Below are 25,525 nucleotides of genomic sequence, written 5' to 3'. Positions count from 1 at the left end.
GCGGCCCGCGGGAAAGGGGGGCGCCATGAGAGCCATGTGGAATGCCACCAAACCACCTCTCGAATGGGTGGATCCCATGGTGAGAGTGCCGAAGTACGAGCTCCATGCCGGCGATGAGGTGCTGGCACGGCTGTCCCTGGAGCCGCTCTGTCGGACTTTCGCCACGGTGGAGACGGCGGAGGGACGCTGGACCTTCAAGCAGACGGGCATCCTCGCCACCCTCGTCCACATCCGCGAAGCCGAGGCCGTCCAGGATCTGGCCATCTTCCATCCGGGCCTCCTGGGGCGGGGGCTGCTCCGGTTCTCCGACGGCGAGACCTTCAAGTGGCGGCGGGTCCACCACGATGGAGGCTGGTCGTTCCGGGACAAGGACGGCCAGGTGGTGCTCACCCTCCGGCTCGAGCCCTCGCTGCCGGGAGAGCCTTGGCCCCGCCGGACCCGGGCGGAAGTCGACATCACGGCGGAAGGGCGCCCCAACCCGCGGACGCCCCTGCTGACGGCGGTCGGCTGGTTCCTGATGCTGCTCCATCCGCTCTAGCTGGATGGCGTCCCGGACCTTCAGGTCCGGAGGCCACGCACCGGGAAGTGCCTTCTTCACCCCGAGGCCACGTGGTCTAGAGTGGAGGTCCGGTCTTTTTCAGGAGTTTCCATGGCCACCGCCAAAGCCTACGCCACGACCTCTGTCACCTCTCCCCTGGCCCCCTTCCAGATCGAGCGTCGCGCCGTGGGACCGCACGATGTCCAGATCGAGATCGCCTACTGCGGAATCTGCCACTCCGATGTGCACCAGGTGCGCGACGAGTGGGGCGGCTCCAAGTACCCGATGGTCCCCGGTCACGAGATCGTCGGCAAGATCACGGCCGTGGGCACCCATGTGAAGGCCTTCAAAGTGGGCGACCTGGCTGGCGTGGGCTGCATGGTGGACAGCTGTCGCACCTGCCCCAGCTGCCAGCGGAAGCTGGAGCAGTTCTGCGAGAAGGGCGTGGCCTGGAGCTACAACAGCACTGAGATGGACCGCGTGACGCCCACCTACGGCGGCTACTCGTCCAGCATCGTGGTGGACGAGGCCTTCACGCTGAGGGTCTCGCCGAAGCTGGATCTCGCGGCCACGGCGCCCCTGCTCTGCGCGGGCATCACCACCTACTCGCCCCTGCGCCACTGGAACACGAAGAAGGGCGACAAGGTGGGCGTGGTGGGCCTGGGCGGCCTGGGTCACATGGCCGTGAAGATCGCCGCGGCCATGGGTGCCGAAGTGACCATGCTCAGCACCTCGAAGTCCAAGGAATCCGACGCCCGCAAGCTGGGCGCCCACCACTTCGGCCTTACGTCGGATGACGCGACTTTCAAACAGCTGGCGGGTCGCTTCGACCTCATCATCGACACCATCTCCGCGCCCCACGACTACAACAAGTATCTGGGCCTGCTCCGGGTGGAGGGCGCCATGGTGCTCCTGGGCGTCCCGCCCCAGCCCGCTCCTGTCGCGGCCATCGCCCTCATCGGCGGCCGCAAGACGCTGAGCGGGTCGCTCATCGGCGGCATCCAGGAGACCCAGGAGATGCTCGACTTCTGCGCCGAGCACGGCATCGTCTCGGAGATTGAGCTCATCCCGGTCCAGCAGGTGAACGAGGCCTATGAGCGGATGCTGAAGAATGACGTCCGCTACCGGTTCGTCCTGGACATGAAGACATTGTGATTGAATCCGCGTAAACACGGACTACCACAAGGAAAAAAACGGTTGGCCGAGTGGATGTGAAGCTGTAACCTTCTGGGGCTCCCCTTCTCCTTGAGTGGGCGGAGGTTCGATGTCACCCCTTGTCCCCGGCTCGTCCATCGGTGCCTACCAGATCGTGGGTTCCCTTGGTGCGGGTGGTATGGGGGAAGTTTTCCAAGCCCGTGACACGAAGCTGGGCCGCGACGTGGCAATCAAAATCCTGGCCGAATCCTTCGCCTCAGATCCGGCGAGGTTGAAACGGTTCCAGCAGGAAACACATGCGCTGGCGGCCTTGTCGCACCCCAATGTCGTGCAGGTTTTCGACGCGGGCGAGCAGCGCGGACTCCCGTACCTGGTGATGGAGCTGGTGGAGGGCGAGACCCTGCGGCACCGGATGAAGGCCGGGCCCATGCCCTGGCACCAGGCGGCGGAACTGGCGGCGGCGGTCGCGGACGGTCTTGCCGCAGCCCACGCCAAAGGCATCATCCACCGGGATCTCAAGCCCGAGAACCTGATGCTGACCCCAGATGGCCATGTGAAGATCCTCGATTTCGGGCTGGCCAAGCTGCGGAAGGAGCAGTCCAACCCGCATGCACCCCGTTTGACGCCGGGGGCGCTTCAGCTGGCCGGGAGGCTTACGGAAACAGGCCTGGTCATGGGCACCGCCGACTACATGAGCCCAGAACAGGTGAGCGGCAAGGTTGTGGAAGTCCCAAGCGACCTGTTCAGCCTGGGCGTGATCCTGTGGGAATTAGCGTCGGGCCGCCACCCTTTCCGGCGGGGTACGCCGGGAGAGACCATGCGCGCCATCCTGATGAACAGGCCGGAGCTGCCGGCAGGGATGGAGCGGCTGCCTTCGCCCCTGGGACGCATCCTCCGGGTCTGCCTGGAGAAGGATCCCTCCCAGCGATTCCAGACGGCCCGGGACCTGGCGGAGGCCCTGCGTTTTGCGGCTCGCGCGGATCTCGGTCCCCGACCGGTCTGGCATCCCTCGGCCCATCCCCCGACGAGGCACGCCCTCCAGTTCCTGAGCGCCGGAGTGGCCCTGACGGTTCTGGGCTCTGGCGTTGGCGTCTATGCCTGGTGGCGGAGCCATCAGGCCCCTGCGATCTCAGCGCTCCGGGCACCTGGGCCGCCCAGCGTGCTGGCCCTGCCTGCGCGGGTGTACGGGGCAGACGATGCGGCCTTCCTAACGGATGCCGTGCCCAACACCTTGTCCACGCTGCTCTCTAAAGTGGAAGGCCTGGACACGAAGGCACCGCCCTCCAGTTTCCAGATGGAGAAGTGGGAGGGGGATTTGGCGCGGGTCACGGAGGCCTATCACGCGGACCACTTGGTCGTGACCACCATCACCAAGAAGGCCAAGCATCTGATCCTCAACGTGCAGCTGGTGGATACGCGGACCTGGAAAGTGCGCTGGGGGCATCAGTACGAAGGAACCCAGGCGGACTACAACACCCTGGTCCGCGATGCAGCCGAGGCCGTGGCCCGGACCCTGACCCGGGAGGAAGGGCTCGGCCCGGTCATCGCCCGGCCGACCACCGGCTCCGAGGGAGAGCTCGCTTTCGGTGAAGGGCGGCACTTCCTGTATCGGTACCGGGCGCTGAGACGGAGCCAGGACTTCGATCAGGCCGTAGCCGCCTTCGAGAAGGCCTTTCGCCTGGATCCGCGCAACAGCGAGGCCGCGGTGCAATTGGCCTGCCTGCACGGATGGCGCTCCTACGAGGCGGGCACGGCCCAGGCGGGCGAAGCCGAGCGGCAGCTCGAAGCGACGTGGGCGCGGCGGGCCCTGGCCATCGATTCCCGCAGTGGGCTGGCCTGGAGCCTCCTGGGGGCTGTGGAGGTGCAGGGGCGGCGGGAGAATCCGGATCTGGCCGTCGAATACGCGGTGAAGGGCGTGTGCCTGGCCCCGAACCAGGCCCAGGTCCATATCACCATGGCCACCATCCTGTCCGGGCCGGGGTCGGTGGGGCTCTTCATCGCGGGTGGGCGACGGTCCATGGAACTGGATCCCATGGATCTCACGGGACCCGCCTTCGTGGCGCTTGGCTTGGCCTGGATGGGACGCGCGGAGGAGGCCCTCGCCATCGCGGATCGGGCCCTCCTGAGGGAACCGGGGCACGTGCTGCTCAACCACACAGTCCGGCCTTACGCCCTGGCACGATTGGGCCGGCCGGCCGAGGTGGAGGCGCACATCGCGCGCCTGGAGATGCCGGTCGATAGGACGATCCGGTTCTGGTGCGCGGTGGACCGCGGGAAGGAGGCGGAGGCCCGGATTCTCGCGAAGTCCATGCGGGCCCGCTGGCTGGGCCCCAAGATGCGGGCCATCGACATCGGGAACGAAGTGCTGTTCAACGCTCCCTACCTCGTCAAGGCGGGCCTGACTGACGACGCCTTGCGGCTCCTCTTGCGGAGCGTGGACATGGGTAACCCTCCCTGCCTGGATTGGCTCCTGACCAATCCAGAGATGCAGCATCTTCGCCGTGATCCCCGCTTCGCGAGGATTCTCCTGGCCTCCCGGAACGGCGCGGCCATGGTGGCCAGGCAGCTCGATCAGGCCCGGATCCGGGGGGACCTCCCGGATTATCTGTCTGGCCCCCTGGACGACCTGCACGGGCGCATCGCAGAGGCCTCGCGGTTGGTTCCATGAGAAGCGCCCCGACGGGGCGGGGCGCTTCAGGGCAGGACCATCGCTTATTTGTACTGGAACACCAGGTCCAGGGTGGCGGGCCCACCCTTGGTGCCGTTCTGCCAGGGGGTGATGGTGATGTCTTCGATGACGCCCCGCTGCAGGTCAAGATCCAGCAGCTTGGGGTTGAACAGCAGCTCCCAGTTGGTGGCCTGGCCCATGGCCATGACGCAGCCGTTCTTGAGGGCCGCTGGGGTGGTACCAAAGGCGGGGACGGCACCGGTGAGCTGTTTCACGAGACCGGTGGCGTAGGCAGAACCGTCACGAACCAGGGGGTCACGGGGCAGCAAGGCCAGCAACTGGACTCCCCGTTGCCTGATCACAGCGCCGGCAGCACCTACCTGCATGGGATGGCGCGCATCGACCACGGTGAGGGTGGAGCCTTCAGGAATGGCTCGCTGGAGATCTGCCAACAGATCCTGGCTACGACCCATATCGCAAACGACCCCGAAGTGGGTTTTCCCCTGGAAGATGAGGCCCGCCGCCTTCACCACCGGGCCGAAGTCCTCGGCGACGAGGGAGGTGGAGAGGGCTGCCAGGGCAAGTAGGGTGGTGGGGCGGAACATGAAACACCTCCGTGGAAGGGGACCCAGCCGGGCCCAGGTGGTGCCGAGCCGGAGGCTGCGGCGAGTGAAAACCTTGGCCAAGTCGCCTCACCGCGCCATGACCGGTGGCTGACGGTGTAACCGGTGATCTCTGGCGGCTTGCAAAGGGCCTGCTCGGTTTGAATGAGGAGGAAGGTCCCCCGGAGAGCCGGCGGTTAGAGCCCCGTGAGGTCCGATTCTTGAACCTGGTTTCAGTGGCCCCATACTTTCGGGGCGCCCTGGGGTGCTGCATGACGCGATTGGCGTTTGGCGGATTCGAGCTGGACCCCGTCACCGGTGAACTCTGGAAGGGTGAGGAGTGCGTGCGCATCCAGGAGCAGCCGCTCAAGTTGCTGCTCTGTCTGCTGGAGCGGCCCGGGCAGTTGGTAGCGCGCGAGGAACTCCAGAAACGGGTCTGGGGCGGAGATGTCCATGTGGGCTTCGAGGATGGCCTCAACGCGGCGGCCTGGCGCCTGCGACAGGTGCTGGGGGACTCCGCCGAGCGGCCCCTCTTCATCGAGACGGTGCCGCGCAAAGGCTACCGCTTCCTGGGGAAGGTGCTCCCCCTGCCGGGGAAGGCACCTCCCCTTTCCGGATCCTTCCCGATGCCGGTCTTCCGGCCGCCTTCGGGTTCCAGTGTGTATCCGGTGGTCCAGGGTGGCTGGCTTCGGATCCCGCGGAAACTTTGGCTCGGGGCCGCCCTGGGACTGGGCCTGCTGGGCGCAGGTGTCATGTTGTGGGGGGTCATGAGGCCCAAGCCGATTCCTCTCCTGGTCTCACCCCTGGTGAATGTAACGGGCGATCCCGCCGTGGACTACTTCGCCTCTGCCCTGTCCCGGCAGGTAACCCAGGATTTGGCCGCCGTACCCAAGTTGAAGGTTCAGGCTGTCGAAAACATAGCCACAGGGACTGAACCATCACCTGCGGAGACACAAATTCTCACCTGGACCCTGGCCCGGGAAACCCAGGGCTATCGCGTCACCGTGAGCCTGAGGGATGCCCAGGGTGGCAGCCGCGGCGACCAGGTGTTTCTTGTGGCTGCCGAGGATCTGCATGATGCCCATCGCTCCATCGCCGCCTACCTTACCTCTCGGGTCACCGAGGGCCCTCGGTCCATGGCCGCGCCTTGACTCTGCAACCGGATCGCAAGCTGTAGACTGGCGGAAACTCACCCAAGAGGTCTTCATGCCCTTTGGCTCCCGTGCGCTCACCCTCCTTCTGGGTTTTCTGGCCACGACCTTGGGTACGGGGTCTGAGCCAGCTGGTGACACCACGATATTCCTTCGATACAACGCCCTGAACGGCCAAGTGGAGCGCACCACTCACGAAGTGGCCGTCCACCATTTCAAGGAGGCCCGGCGCCTTCTGGAACCCTGTCTGAGCCAGGTGCCGGATCATTTCGAGGCCCACTACCTCCTGGCCCGGATGGCCTACGAGGATCGTGATTTCGAGGGGGCACTGAGCCATCTCGACCGTTCCGAGCGCAGCCTGGCGGAGCTGGATCGAAAGTACCGCGACGAAATAGCGGCACTGGCGGCCCAGGCGGAAGCCGAGGAGGTGGCCACCCAATCCAGTCTCGACAACCTGTATGCCCGAGGGGTGGATCCTTCGGGCTGCTCGGCGAACCTTTTCCAGGTCAAGCAAAGCCACCTGGCCTTCCTCGAGGCCAAAAAGGGAAATATTTATAAATCTGAAAACCCCTTTGAGATTCCTGCGGATTACCACTTCCTGCACGGCAATTGCCTCTACCGCCTGGGTCGCAAGGGCGAGGCCATGGCCCGATACCGCTTGGCTGTGCGGCAGGATCGGGCCCATGCGAACGCCTGGAACAACCTCATCAGCCTCCAGTGGGAGATGGGGGCTTAGGCTGAGGCCAGAGCCGACCAGGACCGGGCCGAAGCCGCGCATGTGGCTATCCGTCCGAACTTGAAGAAGGCTGTCCTCGCGGCCTCTGCCGCGGTGGCGCCAACTCCGCGAACAGTCGGCAACCCAGCGTTGAGCGCGGAGAAACCCCGATAAAGGTCCCTGGCGTCAAAGATCGGTCCGCTGGGCCGGGGCGATTGTGTCCCACTTCCCGACCGCCTTCAATCCCTCGGGATGGGCAGACCATGCTGGCGCAGGAAGGTGAGCTTGTCCCAGTAGCCACGCTGGAAGACGATCAGCCCGTCGACCACCCGGAAGAAGCCACAGCCGCGCAGGCCCAGAGGATCCTGCCATTCGAGAATGGCCCACTCGCCATCCTCGAAGAGGTTTTCGACGAGGCAGACCATTTTCGCTGCCGCGAACTCCCGCTGGAACATGGCCTGGATGGCAGGCCGGCCCACCACCGGTGTCTCCGTCACCTGATGATTCACCGCTTCCACGTGGTACATGGCCGCCAAGGCCGCCGCATCGCCGCGGTTGAAGGCCTCGACCCAGACTGCCACGAGCTGTTTCGGGGTGGGGCGCATGCGGTTACCTCCAGCGTTCCGGCCTATGTCAGCTTGGCGCGGCCTGGTTATCCGGCGGAAGGGTAAACCGGGGCCTCTAGGAAGAGAGATTCGTTCGTGCACTCGGAGGCCACCGGCCGGAACCCGAGGCTCGTGTAGAGGGCCTGGGCCACGGTGTTGTCCCGGTAGACGCGGAGGGTGAGGACCCTGGCGCCACTGGCGCGAAAGGCCTCGCCCATGAGGTGGTGGCAGAGTTCGCGGCCCAGTCCCCGGCCCCGGGCCGCAGGCGCCACGAGGATACGCCCCAGGTGCGCGTGGCCCGGCGCCTGAACCCAGTACTGGCCGAAGGCAACGAGGGCCGACCCGTCTTCCCAGAGCCCGTAACTGGGCCGTTCCTGAGCCTCCAGCAGGCCTTCCAGGTGCTCCGGCGCGAAAGGGAAAGGCACTAGGGGGCCCGCCCAGCGTCTGCAGGCGGCGGCGTCTGGGACCCAGGCGGCCAGCACCAGGAAGTCCGAGGGGCGGGCCGGGCGAAGCAGCAGAGACATGACTCCAGGGTAGCGGAGGTCCAGATTCTGGCTGCAAACAGGGAACCTGGATTACACCAGACAAACCTGCTGTTCATGCCGGGTCGGCGCTGTGGGTGTGGTCAGGCCTCAGCCCTTGGTGTGTTTGGGGTCAGCGGACCTTGGGTACGTCCGCTCTTCCTGGATCTGGCCGTTCTCTTTATGGATCTTCACCGAGCCCGGGTGATGCTGCATGTACGCCCTCGTCTGCCCGATCGCGTCGGTCTTGGTCGCGGCATGGACAACGGACCGGCTGCCTCCTTCGGGCTTGAGGCTCCAGGCGTTTCCTTCCTTGGCGAGGTGATAATTTTTCATATCTCCCTCCTTCGTTTGGTGATCGCCGTTCCAGAACATAGGCTTTTCGAGCGGTTCGACCAATAAAGATGGGAAACCTTTGCCCGAGGAAGAACCTTGCAAGGCCTGACGAAAGAAGCTGATCAAGCCCGCCGCGGCCGAAACGATTGCAGGGATTCCCGGGAAGAAAGGGCCTAACCGCTAAAGGCTGGGTCTAAGTCGAGCGGAGGGTTAGGCTGCTCACGGTTCCCGTCGATAAATACCTGTGCCATTGCATGTTTTGCAAATAGCTACGATTTTTAGACTTCCATGGCATTTCTTGCAGGGAAGATTGACGGAACCACTGCCTGAACACTTCGCGCAGGTAGAAGAGAACGCCTTCTGTGTCTTGCTCCCCTTGCAGCGCGGGCATTTAGCACCATCAGGGAGCAGGCCTTTCGCGTTGCACCGAGAGCATGGACCCGACTCTTGGGAATAGGTGCCTGACCCGGAACATTTTCGGCAACTCAGCACCACCACGCCTCTGCCACTGCAGAGATCGCAATCCATGGAGAGGTGGCCCGCGCCCTCACATCGCAGGCATTGGACACCAAGGCCTGCGGGAGAAAAGCTTTTGGAGGAAGGCTTCGGATGGTTCATTTCTGGCGAATGTTTCAAAACAGCCCCCGCTGAAGTCCGAGTGATCTGAGGTGAGGCTTGACGATGGATGAGGTAAGTCCTCTGACCTGACAGCGGGATTACCTGAACAGGTGAATGGGATTGATGCGGCCGTTCATCAACCCCACATCCTCTCGCCGCCCACCCAGGTACCGAGAATCTTCCCTGGCAAAGCCCAGCCCTTGAACGGGGTGTTGTAGGACTTGGATTGGATGAAGGCCCGATCCACCTGGACCTTGGCGTCGGGATCGAAGAGCACGAAGTCGGCAGGGGCGCCGGACTTCAGGCTGCCGAGGCCACGGCGGTCCAGGTGGAAGACCTTGGCAGGCTCCCAGGAGAGGAGGCTGATGGCCTTGGCCAGACTGATGACCTTCCGGTTCACCAGCAACTCAAGCGTGAGGGGCAGGGCAGTTTCCAGACCGATGACGCCAAAGGCGGCGATGGGCAGTTCCACTTCCTTGTCGTCCCAGCCGTGGGGGGCGTGGTCCGTAGCGATGGCGTCCACGGTGCCGTCGGCGATGGCCTCCAGCACGGCCTGGATATCGGCCTCGGTGCGCAGCGGGGGGTTCATTTTGTAGTCGCTGTCGAACTTCATCAGCTCCTTGTCCGACAAGGCGAAGTGGTGCGGCGTCACTTCGCAAGTGACGGCAAGACCGCGGGCTTTGGCCTCGCGCACCATGCGCAGGGAACCCTTGGTGCTGAGGTGGGCCAAGTGCAGATGGCCGCCTGTATGTTCGACCAAGACGATGTCACGGGCCACCATGGCCTCCTCCGCCGCCGCGGGGATGCCCAGGCAGCCGAGCGAGGCGCTCACCGCGCCCTCGTGCATGTAGCCCTTGCCCGCCAGTTCCTTGTCTTCCTCGTGGGCCACCACGGGCACCTCGAGCCACCGTGTGTATTCGAGGGCTCGGCGCATGAGGGAGGCGTTGCCGATGGGCAGGCCGTCATCCGAAAAAGCCACACAGCCCGCAGCCTTCAGGGTGCCCATGTCCGCCAGTTCCTCGCCCTTCATTTCGCGGCTGACGGTGCCGATGGGGAAGTAGCGGCAGAGGTTCGCCTTGGCGGCGCGGGCGAGCATCATCTCGGTGATGGCCACGCTGTCGTTCACGGGCTTGGTGTTGGCCATGGCGCAGACCGAGCTGAAGCCCCCGGCCACCGCCGCCCGGCTGCCAGTCTCAATGCTCTCCTTGCGGGTCTGCCCCGGCTCGCGGAAGTGCACGTGCAGATCCACGAAGCCCGGCGCCAGGACCGCGCCTCCGCCATCCAGGACTTCGGCCCCCACCGCCAGCGGATCGCGCTCCAGATCTGTCCCGATGGCCGCCACCGCCCCCTCCACCACCAGCAGCTCTCCCGGCCCATCCAGGTTCTGCGCAGGATCCACAAGGCGGACGTTCTTCACGAGGAGGGACATGGGGGCTCCGGGGACCAGGACTCTAACCGGCCACTGATATTTCAAGATTAAAGAAGAACACCGATGAACACTGATAAAAGCTGATGAACACCGAAAAAGTGGGAAGCCTAGCGGGAAAGGCGTTTGATCTGCGGCTTGGGGATTCCGAAGTTGACGAGGAGACAGGTGGGCAGATCGGTGGCTTTGAGATAGTTCAGGCTCTGTGCCGTGTGGGCATCTTCCAGCGCCCGGCAGGCTTTCAATTCGAGGAGGAGGCGGCCCTCCACCACCAGATCGGCGATGTAGGTGCCGACCACTTGACCGGCATAAGACACGGTGATGGGGACCTGCTGCTGGAAAGTCAGCCCGGCTCTCTGGAGTTCAATCGCCAGTGCATTCTCATAGACCTTCTCCAGGAATCCCGAACCCAGCCCGTTGGCCACCTTGAACACCAACCCGATCACGATCTCGGTCAACGGATCATGATCCGGCCGCAGTCCCTTTTCCTGATCGGTGTTCATCAGCAGTTATCGGTGTTCATCGGTGTTCCGCCTTTTTCCGCCCTACTCCATCCGGTAGTTCGGGGCTTCCTTGGTGATCATGACGTCATGGGCGTGGCTTTCGCGGAGGCCGGAGCCGCTGATCTCGACGAGGGTGGCCTTCGCCTGGAAGTCGGCGATGGAGGCGCCACCGCTTAGCCCCATGCCGGCGCGCAGACCGCCCATGAGCTGGGTGACCAGGTCGCCCATCTTGCCCTTGTAGGGCACCTGGCCCTCGATGCCCTCGGGCACGAGCTTGGTGTCCTCCTTGCCTTCCTGGAAGTAGCGGTCCTTGCTGCCCTGCTTCATGGCACCCAGGCTGCCCATGCCGCGGTAGGCCTTGAAGGTCCGGCCCGCGTAGAAGATGGTCTCGCCCGGCGCCTCATCGGTGCCGGCAAAGAGGCTGCCGATCATCACTGCGTCAGCCCCGGCGGCGATGGCCTTGGCCACATCCCCGCTGAACTTGATGCCGCCATCGGCGATGCAGGTGACGCCGGCCTCGCGGCATGCGCGGCTGGCTTCGGCCACGGCGGTGATCTGGGGCATGCCCGCGCCGGTCACGATACGCGTGGTACAGATGGAACCCGGCCCAATGCCCACCTTCACGGCATCTGCTCCGGCTTTCGCAAGATCCTTCGCACCCTGGTAGGTGGCCACGTTGCCCGCGATGACGGAGATGGCGGGGAAGGCCTGCTTGAGGGCCCTCACGGCCTCCAGCACGCCTTTGCTGTGACCGTGGGAGCTGTCCAGGCAGAGCACATCCACCTGGGCCTCCACCAGGGCGGCGGCGCGGTCCAGCAGTTCCTTGCCCACGCCCACCGCCGCGCCCACCCGCAGGCGCCCATGGGCATCCTTGCAGGCGCTGGGGTACTCGATGGACTTCTCAATGTCCTTCACGGTGATGAGGCCCTTGAGCTGGCCTTGGCCGTCCACCACCAGCAGCTTCTCAATGCGGTGCTTCTGCAGGATGCCCTTGGCTTCCTGGAGGGTGGTGCCCACGGGCACGGTGATGAGGTTGTCCTTGGTCATGGCCTCGCGCACGGGAATATCCCAACGCGTCTCAAAGCGCAGGTCGCGGTTGGTGAGGATGCCCACCAGCCGGTGGCCCTCCACCACGGGCACGCCGCTGATGCGGAACTTGGCCATGAGGGCCTCGGCGTCGCGGATGGGGGCGTCGGGGCCGATGGTGATGGGATCCGTGATCATGCCGGATTCGGACCGTTTCACCTTGTCTACTTCCTCCGCCTGGCGCTCAGGACTGAGGTTCTTGTGGATGATGCCGATGCCGCCCAGCTGTGCCAGGGCAATGGCCATGCGGCTTTCGGTCACCGTATCCATGGCGGCGGACATGAGGGGGATGCGCAGGTCGATATCCTTCGTAAGCCGGGTGCCCAGGTCCACCTGGTTCGGGTGGATCTCCGAGTAGCCGGGGACGAGCAGGACGTCGTCGAAGGTGAGGGCGCGCATCAGGGGCAAGGTCAGCATGGGGAGCCTTTTTCCGGACCCGCTGCCTGCGGGACCTTGCATCCCATGGTCTCACGGCTGGGGAGCGGGTTCCAGCGAACGGCTCAGTGCGGGCGGCGGAAGGTGATCGTCAGGGCCAGGGGTGCCTTGAGGCCATGGGGACCCAGGGGTTCGAAACGCCACCCCAGCGCAGCCTTGATGGCCATGTCCTTGAGCTTCTCTGGACCGGAGACCAGGGTGGCCCGGAAGGGCACGCCGTCGGCGTCGATGAGGATCCGCACCTGCGGAGGATCGGTCAGGAGGTGGCCATCTCCAGGGGCCATCTGATAGGTCAAGTCAACTTGGTGGATGGCAATGAGCAGGAGATCCGGGCCGGACCCCAGGGCCGCGTCCCGGCCGGTGCCACGGGTCAGTCCATTCCCCCCGGCTTGGGGTGGCAAGGCGGAATTCAATGAGAGGTAGACCCGTTCTGCATTGGGAGAGGTGCCCAGTTCATCGGGATCGATGACCTCGCTGGGCGCGATCTGGGTGGTGGTTTGGATGCCGGCCAGCCTTGGATCGAGGGTGGAGGTGCCAGCCTCGTGTCCCTTTCCGCCAGGTCCATCGGGGCCCAGGAGATTCCGGACTGGCTCGGTGACATCGGGCCGCAGGATCGGCTCATGCAGCAGGAGGGTGACCGACCGGCCAGCCTTATCCACTGTCCTCCGGGCTCTCTGGATTGCGGAGGGGTTGGCAAGGCTCAGGGACAGGCCGTAAATCAAGAGGGGCGTCAGCCCCAGGCTGAGCAGGCTGGGGATTCGGCGGGACCTTCCGGGTGCAGCGTCCTGGATAGGGTGCAGATCAAAGACGGACGGATCGGCCCCGGCGACGGCCGTTGAATCGAGGATGCGGAGCAGGGGATGCATGTTGGGGGACAGTCTGGGTTCTAAAGAGGCCGTTCGCAACGAAGGCCGGCTTCTGGTGTTCCACGCCAAGCGGCCCAGGTGATGCAGGTGGTCTGAGGCGTGGGGCAGCGGGACCTGAAGGGACAGCCCGGGGGGCGATCCTGGGGGGCGGAGAGGAACCCTGATTCTGCTGAGGGCTGGCGCTGGGCCGCGGCCAGCAAACGGGCGGTGTAGGGGTGCCCCGGCGTGGACAGCAGGCGAACGGTGGGCCCTGCCTCCACGGCTTCGCCGCCATAGAGGACCAACAGCCGATCGCAGGCCCGGGCAGCCAGGCCCAGGTCATGGGTGATCCACAGGAAGCCCAGGCCCCGCTCCTGTTGGAGCTCCAGCACCAGGTCCAGGAAGGCCTTCTGGGCCAGGGGATCCAGGGCGGTGGTGGGCTCGTCCAGCACCAGCAGCTCGGGATCACAGGAGAGAGCGATGGCGAGGCAGAGGCGCTGCCGCTGGCCACCACTGATTTGATGAGGGAAGCGCCGGAGGAAGCCTTCGTTCGTGGGCAACCCCAGTCGCTCCAACATCGGCGTGAGCCGTCGCTGGGTCGCCGAAGTAGATTCCTTGCGGTGGAGGCCCGGCAGCAGGCCCAGGTGTTGGGTCAGAGTCAGGAGGGGGTTCAGGGCTTGGCGGGGATCCTGAGGGACCCAGGCCAGCCGGGTGCCCAGGACTCGCTCCCGATCCCGCCCGGGACCGTCCATGGGGACGCCGAAAGCCGTGAACCTTCCTTCCGTCTGGCGCACCCCTGGGGGCAGGACGCCAAACAAGGTCTGCACCAGCAGGCTCTTCCCGGATCCGCTCTCGCCCACCAGCCCCACGCGCTCGCCGGGGGCCAGTCGGAGGCTTAGAGGGCCCAGCAGGCGGACCCCGTCCACCCGTTCCAGGAGCAGCGCGTCGATGGTCAGGGACATGGGCCAAGAATTACACGGAAGTAATGGAAATCAAAGGGTTCCATAGAGTCTCGGATTGCCCCTTGACGCCCTGCGGGGTGGTCCTAACCTTGGGCCACCCTATCACCCTGCGGAGTCCGTACCGGCCCCGCCTAGGCAAGGAGGATTCATGGATTTCTTGCGCCCAGATCTTCAGGAGCGCCTGATGAAGGAACACTTCGAATTTCGCAAGCTCATGGAGGAACACAAGGCGGCTGATTCGCGCCTGGGCGACCTCCAGAAGAAACCCTCTCTCTCTGCCAAGGAATCCCTGGAAGAGGTGGAACTTAAGAAGACCAAACTCCGCGCCAAGGAACGCATCTATCACATCGTGCAGGAGGTCTCAAGGCACGCCGAACAGTAGACCCTCCGCACTCGTAGGAGAAGCCCCGGGAATCGGCCCGGGGCTTCGTTTTGCCTGGATTCCCTAGGGCACGGATGGGGCCGGGCGCGGCCCCACGGCGATGTCCAGGACCCCCTGGTCCGTCCCGGAGATGGAGATGCGTTTCTTGCTGTTGGTCTGGGTTCCGAAGTAGGGATGGGCCGCCGAGATCATGTAGACGATCACCCGCCGAAGGTCATTGGTGGTTCCCGTGCTCGTGATGCTGGTCTTCCAGACCTGCTTGGCGACGGCCGGATCAGGGGCGTCGTAGGCCTCGACGATCAGATTTCGCTGGTAGGAGGTGATGTTGGCGGTTTTGGGCGGCACGTTGAACCACATCCATCCCACGGCATAGGAATAGCCTGCGCCGGTGGTCACGTTCTCGGTCTGGGGGGTTCCGATGCCATAGGCGAGGCGGAGGAAAAGCTCGGGCCGCTCCTTCTCCCCCGCCTTCTGGAAGCCCTTCAGCGCCAGGGCATTGTCCATGTAGCGACACACCTGCCTGAATTCGAGGTCATCGGCCTTCAAATCGCGCATGCCCGGCATCAGCACATAGCGATTACCCGGCGACTGCCGATCCGGGTCCTGGAGGGCATCGACTTCGATTTCCAGGTTGCCACCGTAGATGAAGTCGAAACGCGAAACCCTGGGGTCGGGGTTGGGATTCGCGCAACCCGTCAGGACCGCCATCAGCCCCGCGAGCAGGACGCTGCCAAGAGAAGATCGATTCATGAGGGGTCTCCTGGGGCTGGGAGGCCCAGAAGAAGAGGCCTCCCGCTTGTGGATGATTTGGTCCTTATTGCTTGGGTCGAGACCATTCTAGGCGCATGGACAGGGGGGCTCAAGGACCGTTCTGCTTGAGGCGGGCAAAGCGGCCCCGGACCTGGTTGTGGAGGATCAGGCCCGCAGGAGCCTCGACCGGTAGGGCTCGCCCACCCAGTAGATGAGCTCCAGCAGGTCACCCACGTCCCACAGCAGCACATCGGCTTTGGCTCCGGGGTGGAGGTGGCCCAGGTCGTCGCGACGCAGGCTGTGGGCGGCGTGGAGGGTCATGGCCGTGAAGGCTTCCTCGAAGGTCATGCGGAGCTGAAGGCAGCCCAGGCGGAGGATCGTGAGCGGATCGGCGCAGGGGCAAGAGCCGGGGTTGAAGTCTGTGGCCAGCGCCACGCGGCAGCCAGCTTCGATCATCTTCCGGGCCGGGGCCCAGTCGCGCATGCCGAGGAAGAGCGTGGTCCCCGGAAGCAGCACGGGGATCACGTCCGCAGCGGCCATGGCCTTCATGCCGGCGTCGCTGCAAAACATGAGGTGGTCCGCGCTGGCGGCACCCACCTCGGCGGCCAACTCGGCGCCGCCGGTCCAGGTGAGTTCGTCGGCATGCACTCGTGGGATCAGCCCCAGGCGCTTCCCGGCCGCGAAGATGCGCCGGCCCTGGTCGGCGGTATACACACCCGTCTCCACGAACACATCACAGAACCGCGCGACGCCGGGATGGCGGCGCACCAGCTCCGGCAGCCAGTCTTCGGCCACGGCCCGGGCATTGGCCTCGGCATCCCCGGCGAATTCCGGGGCCAGGTCATGGGCCGGAAGCAGGGTGACGTCGAGGCTCCAACCTCTCTGCTTCAGCTCCGCATAGGCGGCCGTGAGGCGGGACTCCGCTTCGAGTTCGAGCCCATAGCCGGTCTTGCATTCGAGGTGGACCACCCCGCGATCTCGAAAGGCCTTCAAGCGGGCTTCGCCCGAGGCCACCAGGTCTTCCACCGTGGCACTGCGGGTGGCCCGCACGGTCTCGCGGATGCCGCCGCCTTCCGAGGCGATTTGCTGGTAGCTGACGCCGTGCAGACGCCGGTTGAATTCGCCCGAGCGGTTGCCGCCAAAAAGCAAGTGCGTGTGCGGATCGACGAAACCCGGTGTGGCCCAGGCACCACCGCCGTCCACCGTTGGTGCGTCCCTCCAGCCCGCTGGCAAGTCCACAGCCCGGCCCATCCAGGCCACGCGCCCATCTTCCATGGCCAGGGCCGCGTCGGGAATGCGGTCCACCGCCCAGACCTGGGTGGGATCGGGGGTCAGGAGGCCCCGGAGGTTCACGAGTACACGGCGGTCCGACATGGATCCAGTCTGCCAGGGAACGGTGATTCAAAAAAAACACACCGGGGTCCCTTGCGCCTGGGGGACGGCTTGATAGCATCGCTCGACACCGGAGGTTCCAGTGCGGGGCAGGGGGCGTGGCATGAGGCGACTCGCGCAGGGTCTGTGCGTACTGGCGATCCTGGTCGCGGGAGCGGCCCCGGCACAGGTGCCGGTCTGGGCGCAGGAGCGCGCCCAACACTGGTCGATCTACCGCACGAACCTGCAGGGCCAGCGCGTCTGGAAGGCGATCCCTTTCGATGAGATGACCCCGAATGAGCAGGCGGGCGAGCTGATGGAGCATCTGAAGCAAAACGGCGAGTCGCGGCGGGTGGCCCTGGCCTTCCTCGGCCAGCGCACCCTGTCCGAGTGGGCCGAGGAGGCCCTGAAGACCCGCGATCCGGAGGTGGCCCTCTTTCTCTATCGGCTCGGCTACCGCCAGTCCGGTGCCGATCCCTACGCCTACCTGGGCGCCCCCGACCGGGTGGATCGTCCCTGGACCCATGGGCTGGGCCTGCACCTGGATAAGGGAGGCTGGCGCTTCCAGTGGATCCCCAGCCCGGCATTGTTCACGCAGACTGGCACCGCCGCCCTCCCGAGAGGCCTGGGCCAGGCCGCCCAGCCTGGCGTGCTCATCCACCTGAAGCAGCTGCGGCCAGGGCTCGAAAAACTGGCGGCCCTCAGCGGGGGCACCGACTCCGCCTCCGGTGCCCCTGCCAGCGGCATCCTTCCCGCCCTGGCCCAGGGCAGCCGGGCCGGCTTCGCCGTGAGGCATCTGGAGCCTTGGCTGAAGCAGGTCTCCCCGGCCCTGGAGCCGCTCGCCAACCGCGAGGCCTGGCTGCTGCACTACGGGGTGGACCGCGCGAGCGCAGAGGCCCTCCGGGGCACCCTGGTGTTCATCCCCGGTGATCTGCCCGCCCGCACGCAGCTCGTGATGGCTTTGCTCAAGCTGAATCCTTTGAGCGCGGGCGCGCGGGCCCGGATCGTCAAATGGACAGGCCCTGGCGCATCTACGGAAGTCCAGCAGCTGAGGGGGTCCGGGGGTGTCTTCCACCTGATCCAGAGAGCGGAAGGTACCTGGATCAGCGACCGGGAAGCTCCCCTGCGGGCCTTGCTGTTCCCGGGTCCGCTGCCGTCCCTGGACGAACGCCAGGAGTGGGCCCGCGTCGCCTTGTCGGCCATGGCGCCGGATACGGACCTGTCCTTCTGGCTGGCCCCCCGCATTGGCGCGGGAGCGGCCTTCGAGACCCAGGCCCTCCGTCGCCGCCTGGCCAACGTCCAGCAGGGCGCCTGGTCCAACCCCTTCGTGGCGAAAGCCGCACCCCTCACCGGTGCCTTGGCAGTCTCCCTGGGGGCTGGGCCCACGGAGAAGCTGGTGGAGGCCATGCTTCGGGTGGATGACGGTAGCGACCTGGAGCTGCCCCGCATGCCTGACTTCGCCAATGGTGGCCAGGCGCTGACCCCGTCTCAGATGAAGGGTTACCAGGATGCCCTGGCAGCGGCCCAGGAACGCCAGCGCCAGCGGACCGGCCTGCGCCAGGATGCGGCGGCTTTGCAGGCCTGTTTGGACCTGCGGGGGGCGGCCCTGTTCTGGAACGGCTGGGTGACCGCACCGCCGCTGGGGTCCGTCGAAAAAGCGTCACTGATGGAACTCGCCAAACTCCGGCGGGAGGACCCCTGGCGGGCCATGCAGGCCCAGCGGGACGGCAAAGTGACAGCCTTCGGGGGCTTCGGCGAGCCGGGCATGACACCCAGCCTGGCCTTGGCGTTGCCCATCCAGGGCGCCAAGCGGGCTCAAGTGGAGAACCTGATGAAGAAGGTGCTGCCGCGCCTCTTCAAGGGGCAGAACCAGAAACAGGCCTTGGGCACCACGGAACTGCACCGGGTGATGACGGCCCAGGCGTTCCGCCCTGCCTGGACCCTGGTGGCCGACACCTTGGTGCTGGGTACCGACGATGCGGCGGTGAAGGCTGTGGCCGCGGGGCTCCTGGGCCAGGCCCCGACGCTGGCGGACCGCGATTCCCGGGCCTGGGCCCGCATGGAAATCGACGGAACCCGTGCCTCGAAGGAACTGGAGAACCTGCTGCTGGCCTTCCTCCGCAGCCGCACCGGCAGCGGCTGGTGGATTGGCGAGACCGAGACCGCCAGCGAGGACGAGGCTGCCACAGAGCTGGCCTCCAGCCTGGGCCCCTTCCTGGGCGCCCTGAAGGGACTGGGATCTGTCCGGATTGAATGGAACTGGACCGCGGGTGGCCTGGAGGGGCGGCCCCGATGAACCTCCGTCACCTTCTGGCCGGAGGCGCCGTCCTGGCCGCCGCGGCCCTCCTGGTGCCGATCCGGCACCGGGCGGTCCTGGAGGCGGATCCGGCCAACCCCGTGGTGCACATCCGGGTGGACAGCCGCTCGCTGTTGGGTCTTCGGCGGCCCGGCTGGGGCGTGAAGGTGGAAGGGGTTCCGGCTTGGCGGGGGGCGGGGGGCTTCTTCCTGTCCTCTGAGGGGCCGGCCGTGGCGTTGGTCACGGCCTGGCCCAATTTCCGACAGTCTTTGTCCATTCCATTTCATGCAGCGCGATCTGCGAACGCCCTTTCGGATGTGGGCGACCGCGAAGCCTTCCAGACCTGGTTCGTGGCCATCCTTGAGCAGCAGCTCGAAGGCCCCAGTCCCGCCTGGGAGCCGGCCCAGAGGGACTGCGCGGGCCTGCTCCGCTTCGCCTTCCGCGAGGCCCTGGCTCCGCACACGGTGGCCTGGCGGGAGCGGGTGGCCTTCACTGCGGGATCCCCGGGGCAGGATCCCTCGTCGGCTTTTGTGGCGGATTGGCGAAGCGGCTTTCCCACTCCTGAGGGGCCTCGGCCCTTCGCCAAGGGCGCCTTCCTCCGCCGCCTGGCTTGCGTGTCCTTGGGTCGGGACCTGGCCCTTGCCCACCCTGGCGACCTGATCTTCTTCGCCCGGGGGGGTGCCCGAGCCCAACCCGACCACGCCATGGCTTTCGTGCGTCCCGACGTGGACGGCACGCCTATGCTGCTCTACCACACGGGGCCCGAAGGCAGTGGCGCCTCTCGTCAGCCCGGCGAGATCCGCCGCGTCCGCCTCGACGACCTGCTGCACCACCCTGAGCCCGACTTCCGCCCCCTCCCTGAAAATCCGGCCTTCCTGGGGCTCTACCGCTGGCGCCTGCTGGCGGACGAGCCTTCCGAATCCGCTTCCCTTCCCAGGTCCTGACATGCGCTGGCTTCGCCCGTTCCTCACACTGCTCCTGCCCACCGTTCTGCTCTTGCCCACCACGGGTTCGGCTCAGAAACGGGCCGCCGAAGCCCCCTGGCGGGAGGGCGGCTGGACCGGCGCCTTCGCCACCCTGCGCCCCACCCTGCCCGGGAAGCCGGGCCTGCTGGAGGCGGCGGGCCCCATTCCCACCGAAGCGCGCATCCGCCTCTACCGTGTGGAGGAACCGGAAGCCTTCTTGAAGAAGGTGCTGTTGGACCGTGGCGCGGCCGCCGCCGAGGGCGGACGCGCCGCCCAGGATCCCCTGGATGTCCTGCGGGAGGCGGTGCTCTGGGGTGGCCGCCGGGCCTTTGTGACAGTGCATCGCACGGCTACCCAGGGCCTGCGGGATGCCGCCAAGCAGGCGGACCGCCTGACATCCGCGAAGACCCCGTCGGCACCGGTGCGGGAGGGCTCCGCCCTTCCCCTGGAAGGCCAGCCCGGCATCACCTTCGTGACCGAGGTCGTGCCCAAGGTCAGCGAGGACATCGCCGGGAAGAAGGGGCACGAGGACGATGAATCGGGTGACGACGGCTTCACCAGCCGCGTGCAGCTGCCCGCCCAGGCGGCGGGTCTCTACCTGGTGGAGGTGTTGCGGGGCAGTACCGCCGCCTACGTTCCCTGGATGGTCACGGACCTGGCCCTGCTTTCAGAGCAGGACGGGGCGAAGCTCCGCGTGCAGGCCGTGGATGGGCGCGATGGTGCGCCGAAAGCCGGCGTCTCCGGTCAGATCATCGAAGGGGGCAAGCGCCAGCCCCTGGTCTTCGACGGCGTCGGCAAAGTTGAAGCCGCTGTGACCCCTGGCGTTCGCCGCGTGGTCATGGCGCGCAGCGGCGCGAGCTTCGCCCTCCTCGCCAGCGAAGGGCAGAGCGCGGCCGCCGTGCGCCAGCGCCTCTACGCCTTCACGGAACGGCCGCTCTATCGCCCCGGCCAGGAGGTCTTCGCCAAGGGCATCCTGCGGCGGGTGGAGGACGGCGAGAACCGCGTGGACAGTGGGTCGGCAAGCCTGCCTTTCACGGTCCTGGACCCCGAGGATACGAAGGTGACCGAGGGCCAGGCCAAACTGCTGAACGCCGAGACCGGCACCTATGCGGCCCAGTTCACCCTGCCCGGCGCGGGCCGCCTGGGCCTCTATCGCCTGGTGTTCCAGGGGCCCCAGGGCCCTGGCCAGGCCGAATTCAAGGTCGAGCAGTTCGTGAAGCCCGCCTTCGAAGTGAAGGTCACCACAGAGAAGACCAAGGTGGGTCTGGGCGATGCGCTGGTCTTCCACGCGAACGCCCGCTATTTCTACGGCGCGGCCGTGCGCGGCGCCAAGGCGGACTGGTTCCTCTACAAGGTCGTCCCGCCCAAGTCCCGCTGGATCTGGGATGACGAAGATGCCGGTCCCGCGCCCGAATTAATGGAAAGCGGCCAGCTCGAACTGGACGATGAAGGCCAGGCAGATCTGCCCACCTTCAAGGCCGAGAGCGACGGCCTCTGGCGCATGGTGGTGAAGGTGGCCGATGCGTCGGGCCAGCGCAACAGCGGCCAGGCCCAGGTGCGCGCCGCCGCGGGCGACCTGGTGCTGATGATCGCCGCGGACCGCCAGGTGGCCCTCCCCGGCAAGCCCTTCCAGGTGACGGCCCGCGCGCTCGACCTGGACGGCAAGGAAGTTCCGGGCGTGGCCATCGCGCTGCGGGCTGCCCGCATTGTGGCGCAGAAGGACAACGCGTACTGGTGGTCCCGTCCCAATGCCCTGAAGCCCGGCGAGACCGTGGCCTCGGCCCAAGGGCCGCAGGCCATGCTGACCATTCCCGAAGGTGGCGCCTTCCTGCTGGTGGCCGAGGCCAGGGATTCGAAGGGGCGCTCTGTCACGGCCCAGCGCCAGATCACCGTGGCCGCCGAAGGCACGCCCCTGCCGGCGGTACCGGACCTCCGTGCCGCCGCAGACAAACCCGAGTACCAGCCCGGTGACACGGCGCGCGTCCTGGTCCAGCTGCCCCGGCCGAAGCTGACCCTTCACTGGGCCATCGAGCATGAAAGCCTTGGCCAACACCAGAGCCGCACTGTAGCGGGCACTACCGCCCTGGTGGAGGTCCCCATCACGGCCGCCATGCAGCCCAATGTCTGGGCCGTCTTCGAGATCGTGGCCGAAGGCCGCCGCCAGATGGTGGAAGTTCCCATCCGCGTGCCGAAGAGGGACCGGCGCTTGTCGGTGGCTGTGACCACGGACAAGGAGCGCTACCAGCCTGGCCAGCCCATGAAGGTCTCCGTGGAGGTGAAGGATGCCTCCGGTCGGCCCTCCGCCGCGGACCTCAGTGTGGGCGTGGTGGATGAGGCCATCTACGCCTTGAGCCAGGAACTGCATCCGGATCCCGTGCGCTTCTTCCACCCCACGCGCCGCCACGGCGTGCTGCGGTCGGGCTCCACGGACTGGAGCTTCCACGATCTGCTGCGCCGTCAGCGCCCCGTCTGGAGCCTCAAGCAGACCAAGCGCGGCGACTTCAAGGCTGATGACGACGACAAGGTGCGCCAGAACTTCAAGGACACGGCCCACTGGGTGCCCTTCGTGGCCGCTGGCCGTGACGGGAAGGCCAGTGTGGACCTGGTGCTGCCGGACAACCTCACGGCCTGGCGGGCCACGGCCACGGCCATCACCGGCGATACCAAGGTGGGGGTGGGTCGCAGTTCGAGGCCAGCCTCCAAGCCGCTGCAGGTGGCCCTCACCCTGCCACGCACGCTAAGTGTGGGAGAGGAGGCCCGGGCCATCGCCCTGGTGCGCAACCTCTCGGGTCAGCCCATTCAGGGGAAGATCCGTCTGGACGTTCAGAACGGCCGGTTCTCGGGCGCGCCCGAGGCCAGCTTCAATCTCCAGGACCAAGGTGAGTACCGCTTCGCCTTGCCGCTGTTCTCCGATAAGACGGGCCCGCTTACTGTCACGGCCCGGGTGGAAGGTGGCAGCCTGAAGGATGCCGAACGGCAGAAAGTCACCGTGCTGGATCAGCTGGTGCCTGCCTCGTTGTCGGGTTCCCTGGTGCTGGATGGCGGGTCCCAGACCCTCACCATCCCGGCGCCTCCGGCCGCCAAGGGCGACGCCACGCTGGTACTCACGCCCGTGGGCAACCTGGAGCATCTGGCCGCGCCCTCGCTGCCCTACCTGATCGGGTACCCCTACGGTTGTGTGGAGCAGACGCTGTCGAGCTTCGTGCCGAACCTGCTGGTGGCGGACCTGGTGAAACAGGGCGCCATGCCGGACCTCGACTGGAAGCAGCTCACCAACCTGGACCGCAACATCCGCGACGGAGTGTTCAAGGTCTACGGCTACCAGCAGCCCAACGGCGGCTGGGGCTGGTACGCGCCCAACGACTTCGGCCTGGATGCGAATCCGCACACCACCGGCTACGCCATCCAGAGCTTCGCCACCATGAAGCGTCTGGGTTATGCCGTGGATGAGGGCGTCTACCGCCGGGGCCGCATGGCCGCCATGAGCCTCTTCCAGCAGGTGGCCCGACAGGCGGACCAGGCGACCCCGGCCCAGCGCCAGCGGGCCAGCCATGGACAATCGGCGGACCCCCAGGCAGACGCAGCCTTCCTGCTGATGTCCCTGGCCCAGACCGGCGAACCCCTGGCGGGCTTGCTGGATAGCGCGGCGGACAAGGTGCTGCGGGGCCAGTGGTCCGGCGATCACGTGCTGGCCATGGTGGCCCTGGCCGCGGCCCAGGCCAAGCATCCCAAGACCACTGCCCTGATCGAGCGACTGGAGCAGCGGGTCGTGGTGAAGGGCGGTCTGGCCCGCTGGGAAGGCCGCCGGGAAGTCTGGTGGAGCTATGCCTCGGGCGATGTGGTGCCCACGGTGATGGCGCTGAAGGCGCTGTGTCTGGCGCGCCCCCAGTCGCCACTGATCCGGCAGGGTGAGACCTTCCTGGCTTCCGAGTACCGTGGCTACGGGTGGTACTCCACCTGGAGCACGGGCCAGATCGTGGACCTGCTGCCCTACCTCATGAAGGCCCGGAAGCTGGACTGGGGGCCGCTGGCCATCCAGGCGGCGGTGCAGGGCGGCCCCTCTTGGGAGTTCAAGGAGCGGCCCCAGGCCCGTCGCTGGAACGCCCGCGAGCCCCGTGCCGGCAGCTTCGCCATGGCGGAACCGAAACCCGTCACCATCACGGCCAACGGCAAAGGCCTGCTGGTGTGGACCTACGCCTACCAGGTCCCGGGCAGCGCCGCCGGCACGCCGAAAGGGGATGTCTCGTCCGCCCTGCGCTTGTCGGTGACGCGGAACCTCTGGCGCCTGAAGACCCCTCAGGAAACCGGGAATGCCCGCCAGGGCTGGATCCGCCAACCATGGACTGGGACGATGAAGGCCGGCGAGGAAGCCTGGATGCAGGTGACCTTCCGGACAGATCGCGATGCGGACTACGTGATGCTGGAGGTGCCCATTCCCGGTGGTCTCAACCCCACGGTGAAGCTGGAGGGCTTCGTCCTCGAAGGAAAGCCTTATACGGAGGAAGGAGCGTCAGACACCTGGATGAAGCCCCGCGTGGAAGTCCACGGAGACAAGGTGACCTTCCTCTTTCAGCACGCCTGGAGCTGGAACACTCACACAGTCCGGATCCTCCTGCGGGCGGGCATGGGGGGCAGCTACCGGCTCCGCCCCGCCAAGGTTAGCCTCATGTCGAATGAAGGGCAGTGGGCCACCTGCGATGGGGCGGACCTGAAGGTGCTGGACGGAGGTGCGCGATGAAGCGGCGGCTGGTTCTGGGTCTCCTACTGGTGGCCTCCGTCCTGGGCGCCCAGAAGGCACGGGCGCCGAAGGTCCCCGTCCTGGCTGCCTATGTCCCTGACCTGAAGCAGTGGCGTCTGGAGGTAGCGCCGGCCCTGGGCGGTTGGTCCAGTGATCGCACGGTGAGCCTGCGGATCAAGCTTGTGGATCCGAAAGATCCCAACCCGCCCAAGGACGAGGCGCAACCGCGGTTCTTCAATGACGAGGACGAGGGCGATGACGCACCGCCCCCCGAAGACACTCGCACGGCCGACCAGCTGCGGCAGGAACGGCAGGCGCGGGAAGCGGAGGCGGCCCGCAACGCCTGGCGGTCCCGTACTCTGCAGGTGTGGTTCAACGGCGCGACGTTGCGCTGGCACGCCAATGTGGGCGCCACGCTCCACACGGAACTCACAGCCCAGAACGGCGAGAACCGCCTGGAGATCCTGGAGCCGGATTCGGGTCTGCGGGTGGTCCGGAGCTGGTGGGTGTCGACGGCACGAACCCGGCTGCGGGTGGTTACCATCCAGGCCAATGACGAGTACACCGGCGGGAGTCTCCAGGTACAGGAACCCGATGGGGCCCTGGCCGAAGGGGGCCGCCGGACGCCCTCCGGTGGCATGTTGCGCTGGTCCGGCGAATACACCCATGAGACCCCGCCTCCCGGCACCTACACCCTGAAATGGACCAGCGGCTGGCGGGGCGGCAAGCCGGGCCGCATCCGGGTCGAGGCCCTGCTGGATGGGGGCACCGACCAGGAGCGCCGCTGGACCTGGGAACGCCTGATCCTGCCGGGCGCCGGACCTGTCACTCTGGGGACCTTCGATGTGGAACCTTAG

Annotated in this window: 21 protein-coding genes; 10 read left to right on the top strand and 11 right to left on the bottom strand. The window is 66.4% G+C overall.

The annotated features are described in order from the left end of the window. Window positions 1–25 precede the first annotated feature (25 nt). The 3 genes from NOV74_RS03730 to NOV74_RS03720 all read left to right on the top strand — a co-directional run bounded on the left by NOV74_RS03730 (window position 26) and on the right by NOV74_RS03720 (window position 4,361). The gene (locus NOV74_RS03730) at window positions 26–538 is read left to right on the top strand and encodes a hypothetical protein (protein ID WP_257309371.1); all 513 of its coding nucleotides are present in this window, start codon (window positions 26–28) and stop codon (window positions 536–538) included. Between the two features lie 111 nt (window positions 539–649). Beyond that, window positions 650–1,693 carry an NAD(P)-dependent alcohol dehydrogenase gene (locus NOV74_RS03725; RefSeq protein WP_257309369.1) on the top strand — a complete coding sequence of 348 codons (1,044 nt, stop codon included), beginning with the start codon at window positions 650–652 and terminating at the stop codon, window positions 1,691–1,693. A 109-nt stretch (window positions 1,694–1,802) separates the two neighbouring features. Further along, window positions 1,803–4,361, top strand: a complete 2,559-nt coding sequence (locus NOV74_RS03720; RefSeq protein WP_257309367.1) for a protein kinase domain-containing protein — start codon at window positions 1,803–1,805, stop codon at window positions 4,359–4,361. A 44-nt stretch (window positions 4,362–4,405) separates the two neighbouring features. Here NOV74_RS03720 and NOV74_RS03715 read toward each other — a convergent pair whose 3' ends face one another. Continuing rightward, window positions 4,406–4,966, bottom strand: coding sequence for a hypothetical protein (locus NOV74_RS03715; RefSeq protein WP_257309365.1), 561 nt, complete (start codon window positions 4,964–4,966; stop codon window positions 4,406–4,408). A gap of 269 nt (window positions 4,967–5,235) precedes the next feature. On the opposite strand from NOV74_RS03715, the gene NOV74_RS03710 reads away from it, so the two are divergent. Together NOV74_RS03710 and NOV74_RS03705 are read left to right on the top strand one after the other, a co-directional pair. Continuing rightward, window positions 5,236–6,114 carry a winged helix-turn-helix domain-containing protein gene (locus tag NOV74_RS03710; RefSeq protein ID WP_257309363.1) on the top strand — a complete coding sequence of 293 codons (879 nt, stop codon included), beginning with the start codon at window positions 5,236–5,238 and terminating at the stop codon, window positions 6,112–6,114. 55 nt (window positions 6,115–6,169) lie between these two features. Further along, window positions 6,170–6,850 (top strand): tetratricopeptide repeat protein, encoded by a 681-nt coding sequence (locus tag NOV74_RS03705; protein ID WP_257309361.1) that lies wholly within the window; start codon window positions 6,170–6,172, stop codon window positions 6,848–6,850. A gap of 218 nt (window positions 6,851–7,068) precedes the next feature. On the opposite strand, the gene NOV74_RS03700 is transcribed toward NOV74_RS03705, so the two are convergent. The 8 genes from NOV74_RS03700 to NOV74_RS03665 all read right to left on the bottom strand — a co-directional run bounded on the left by NOV74_RS03700 (window position 7,069) and on the right by NOV74_RS03665 (window position 14,166). Next, window positions 7,069–7,434: a nuclear transport factor 2 family protein gene (locus NOV74_RS03700; protein WP_257309359.1), complete on the bottom strand. Its 366-nt coding sequence runs from the start codon at window positions 7,432–7,434 to the stop codon at window positions 7,069–7,071. A 47-nt stretch (window positions 7,435–7,481) separates the two neighbouring features. Then, window positions 7,482–7,958, bottom strand: coding sequence for a GNAT family N-acetyltransferase (locus tag NOV74_RS03695; RefSeq protein ID WP_257309357.1), 477 nt, complete (start codon window positions 7,956–7,958; stop codon window positions 7,482–7,484). Between the two features lie 108 nt (window positions 7,959–8,066). Next, the gene (locus tag NOV74_RS03690) at window positions 8,067–8,417 is read right to left on the bottom strand and encodes a DUF2188 domain-containing protein (protein ID WP_257309356.1); all 351 of its coding nucleotides are present in this window, start codon (window positions 8,415–8,417) and stop codon (window positions 8,067–8,069) included. A 628-nt stretch (window positions 8,418–9,045) separates the two neighbouring features. Continuing rightward, complete coding sequence (locus NOV74_RS03685) at window positions 9,046–10,338, bottom strand: dihydroorotase (protein WP_257309355.1); 1,293 nt, start codon at window positions 10,336–10,338, stop codon at window positions 9,046–9,048. 107 nt (window positions 10,339–10,445) lie between these two features. Then, the gene (locus NOV74_RS03680; RefSeq protein WP_257309354.1) at window positions 10,446–10,838 is read right to left on the bottom strand and encodes a GxxExxY protein; all 393 of its coding nucleotides are present in this window, start codon (window positions 10,836–10,838) and stop codon (window positions 10,446–10,448) included. Window positions 10,839–10,880: 42 nt separating this feature from the next. After that, window positions 10,881–12,341, bottom strand: a complete 1,461-nt coding sequence (guaB, locus tag NOV74_RS03675) for an IMP dehydrogenase (RefSeq protein WP_257309352.1) — start codon at window positions 12,339–12,341, stop codon at window positions 10,881–10,883. Between the two features lie 83 nt (window positions 12,342–12,424). Then, window positions 12,425–13,225 carry an energy transducer TonB family protein gene (locus NOV74_RS03670; protein WP_257309351.1) on the bottom strand — a complete coding sequence of 267 codons (801 nt, stop codon included), beginning with the start codon at window positions 13,223–13,225 and terminating at the stop codon, window positions 12,425–12,427. A 20-nt stretch (window positions 13,226–13,245) separates the two neighbouring features. Further along, window positions 13,246–14,166, bottom strand: coding sequence for an ABC transporter ATP-binding protein (locus NOV74_RS03665; protein ID WP_257309350.1), 921 nt, complete (start codon window positions 14,164–14,166; stop codon window positions 13,246–13,248). Between the two features lie 148 nt (window positions 14,167–14,314). Here NOV74_RS03665 and NOV74_RS03660 point away from each other — a divergent pair, with 148 nt between their 5' ends. Then, entirely contained in the window at window positions 14,315–14,548 is a 234-nt protein-coding gene (locus tag NOV74_RS03660) for an HP1242/YdcH family protein (protein ID WP_257309348.1), read from the top strand. Window positions 14,549–14,611: 63 nt separating this feature from the next. Here the strand turns inward: NOV74_RS03660 and NOV74_RS03655 are convergent, their stop codons facing one another. Further along, window positions 14,612–15,298, bottom strand: coding sequence for a DUF4136 domain-containing protein (locus tag NOV74_RS03655; protein ID WP_257309346.1), 687 nt, complete (start codon window positions 15,296–15,298; stop codon window positions 14,612–14,614). 165 nt (window positions 15,299–15,463) lie between these two features. After that, entirely contained in the window at window positions 15,464–16,672 is a 1,209-nt protein-coding gene (hutI, locus tag NOV74_RS03650) for an imidazolonepropionase (protein WP_257309345.1), read from the bottom strand. Window positions 16,673–16,793: 121 nt separating this feature from the next. Here hutI and NOV74_RS03645 point away from each other — a divergent pair, with 121 nt between their 5' ends. From NOV74_RS03645 to NOV74_RS03630, 4 genes are read left to right on the top strand one after another with little or no spacing between them, the layout of a single operon-like run. Then, a complete protein-coding gene (locus NOV74_RS03645; RefSeq protein ID WP_257309343.1) occupies window positions 16,794–18,965 on the top strand; it encodes a hypothetical protein in 2,172 nt (723 codons plus the stop codon). After that, window positions 18,962–19,909: a DUF1175 family protein gene (locus NOV74_RS03640; protein ID WP_257309342.1), complete on the top strand. Its 948-nt coding sequence runs from the start codon at window positions 18,962–18,964 to the stop codon at window positions 19,907–19,909. Before NOV74_RS03645 ends, NOV74_RS03640 begins: the two co-directional genes overlap by 4 nt. Window position 19,910: 1 nt before the next feature. Continuing rightward, on the top strand, window positions 19,911–24,668 hold the full coding sequence (locus NOV74_RS03635) for an alpha-2-macroglobulin family protein (RefSeq protein WP_257309340.1): 4,758 nt from the start codon (window positions 19,911–19,913) through the stop codon (window positions 24,666–24,668). Beyond that, the gene (locus tag NOV74_RS03630) at window positions 24,665–25,525 is read left to right on the top strand and encodes a hypothetical protein (RefSeq protein WP_257309339.1); all 861 of its coding nucleotides are present in this window, start codon (window positions 24,665–24,667) and stop codon (window positions 25,523–25,525) included. Before NOV74_RS03635 ends, NOV74_RS03630 begins: the two co-directional genes overlap by 4 nt.

Source organism: Geothrix fuzhouensis, from assembly GCF_024609325.1.
Classification (GTDB): Bacteria; Acidobacteriota; Holophagae; order Holophagales; family Holophagaceae; genus Geothrix; species Geothrix fuzhouensis.
This window is presented reverse-complemented; position numbering and strand designations above follow the sequence as displayed.

What these genes read in the sequence shown, in the direction of transcription:
- NOV74_RS03710 (WP_257309363.1), top strand. Translation starts at nt 5,236, where the DNA reads ATGACGCGATTGGCGTTTGGCGGATTCGAGCTGGACCCCGTCACCGGT.
- NOV74_RS03700 (WP_257309359.1), bottom strand. Translation starts at nt 7,434, where the DNA reads ATGCGCCCCACCCCGAAACAGCTCGTGGCAGTCTGGGTCGAGGCCTTC.
- NOV74_RS03730 (WP_257309371.1), top strand. Translation starts at nt 26, where the DNA reads ATGAGAGCCATGTGGAATGCCACCAAACCACCTCTCGAATGGGTGGAT.
- NOV74_RS03665 (WP_257309350.1), bottom strand. Translation starts at nt 14,166, where the DNA reads ATGTCCCTGACCATCGACGCGCTGCTCCTGGAACGGGTGGACGGGGTC.
- NOV74_RS03645 (WP_257309343.1), top strand. Translation starts at nt 16,794, where the DNA reads ATGAGGCGACTCGCGCAGGGTCTGTGCGTACTGGCGATCCTGGTCGCG.
- hutI (WP_257309345.1), bottom strand. Translation starts at nt 16,672, where the DNA reads ATGTCGGACCGCCGTGTACTCGTGAACCTCCGGGGCCTCCTGACCCCC.
- NOV74_RS03705 (WP_257309361.1), top strand. Translation starts at nt 6,170, where the DNA reads ATGCCCTTTGGCTCCCGTGCGCTCACCCTCCTTCTGGGTTTTCTGGCC.
- NOV74_RS03715 (WP_257309365.1), bottom strand. Translation starts at nt 4,966, where the DNA reads ATGTTCCGCCCCACCACCCTACTTGCCCTGGCAGCCCTCTCCACCTCC.
- NOV74_RS03695 (WP_257309357.1), bottom strand. Translation starts at nt 7,958, where the DNA reads ATGTCTCTGCTGCTTCGCCCGGCCCGCCCCTCGGACTTCCTGGTGCTG.
- NOV74_RS03680 (WP_257309354.1), bottom strand. Translation starts at nt 10,838, where the DNA reads ATGAACACCGATCAGGAAAAGGGACTGCGGCCGGATCATGATCCGTTG.
- NOV74_RS03640 (WP_257309342.1), top strand. Translation starts at nt 18,962, where the DNA reads ATGAACCTCCGTCACCTTCTGGCCGGAGGCGCCGTCCTGGCCGCCGCG.
- NOV74_RS03720 (WP_257309367.1), top strand. Translation starts at nt 1,803, where the DNA reads ATGTCACCCCTTGTCCCCGGCTCGTCCATCGGTGCCTACCAGATCGTG.
- NOV74_RS03635 (WP_257309340.1), top strand. Translation starts at nt 19,911, where the DNA reads ATGCGCTGGCTTCGCCCGTTCCTCACACTGCTCCTGCCCACCGTTCTG.
- guaB (WP_257309352.1), bottom strand. Translation starts at nt 12,341, where the DNA reads ATGCTGACCTTGCCCCTGATGCGCGCCCTCACCTTCGACGACGTCCTG.
- NOV74_RS03655 (WP_257309346.1), bottom strand. Translation starts at nt 15,298, where the DNA reads ATGAATCGATCTTCTCTTGGCAGCGTCCTGCTCGCGGGGCTGATGGCG.
- NOV74_RS03685 (WP_257309355.1), bottom strand. Translation starts at nt 10,338, where the DNA reads ATGTCCCTCCTCGTGAAGAACGTCCGCCTTGTGGATCCTGCGCAGAAC.
- NOV74_RS03660 (WP_257309348.1), top strand. Translation starts at nt 14,315, where the DNA reads ATGGATTTCTTGCGCCCAGATCTTCAGGAGCGCCTGATGAAGGAACAC.
- NOV74_RS03630 (WP_257309339.1), top strand. Translation starts at nt 24,665, where the DNA reads ATGAAGCGGCGGCTGGTTCTGGGTCTCCTACTGGTGGCCTCCGTCCTG.
- NOV74_RS03670 (WP_257309351.1), bottom strand. Translation starts at nt 13,225, where the DNA reads ATGCATCCCCTGCTCCGCATCCTCGATTCAACGGCCGTCGCCGGGGCC.
- NOV74_RS03725 (WP_257309369.1), top strand. Translation starts at nt 650, where the DNA reads ATGGCCACCGCCAAAGCCTACGCCACGACCTCTGTCACCTCTCCCCTG.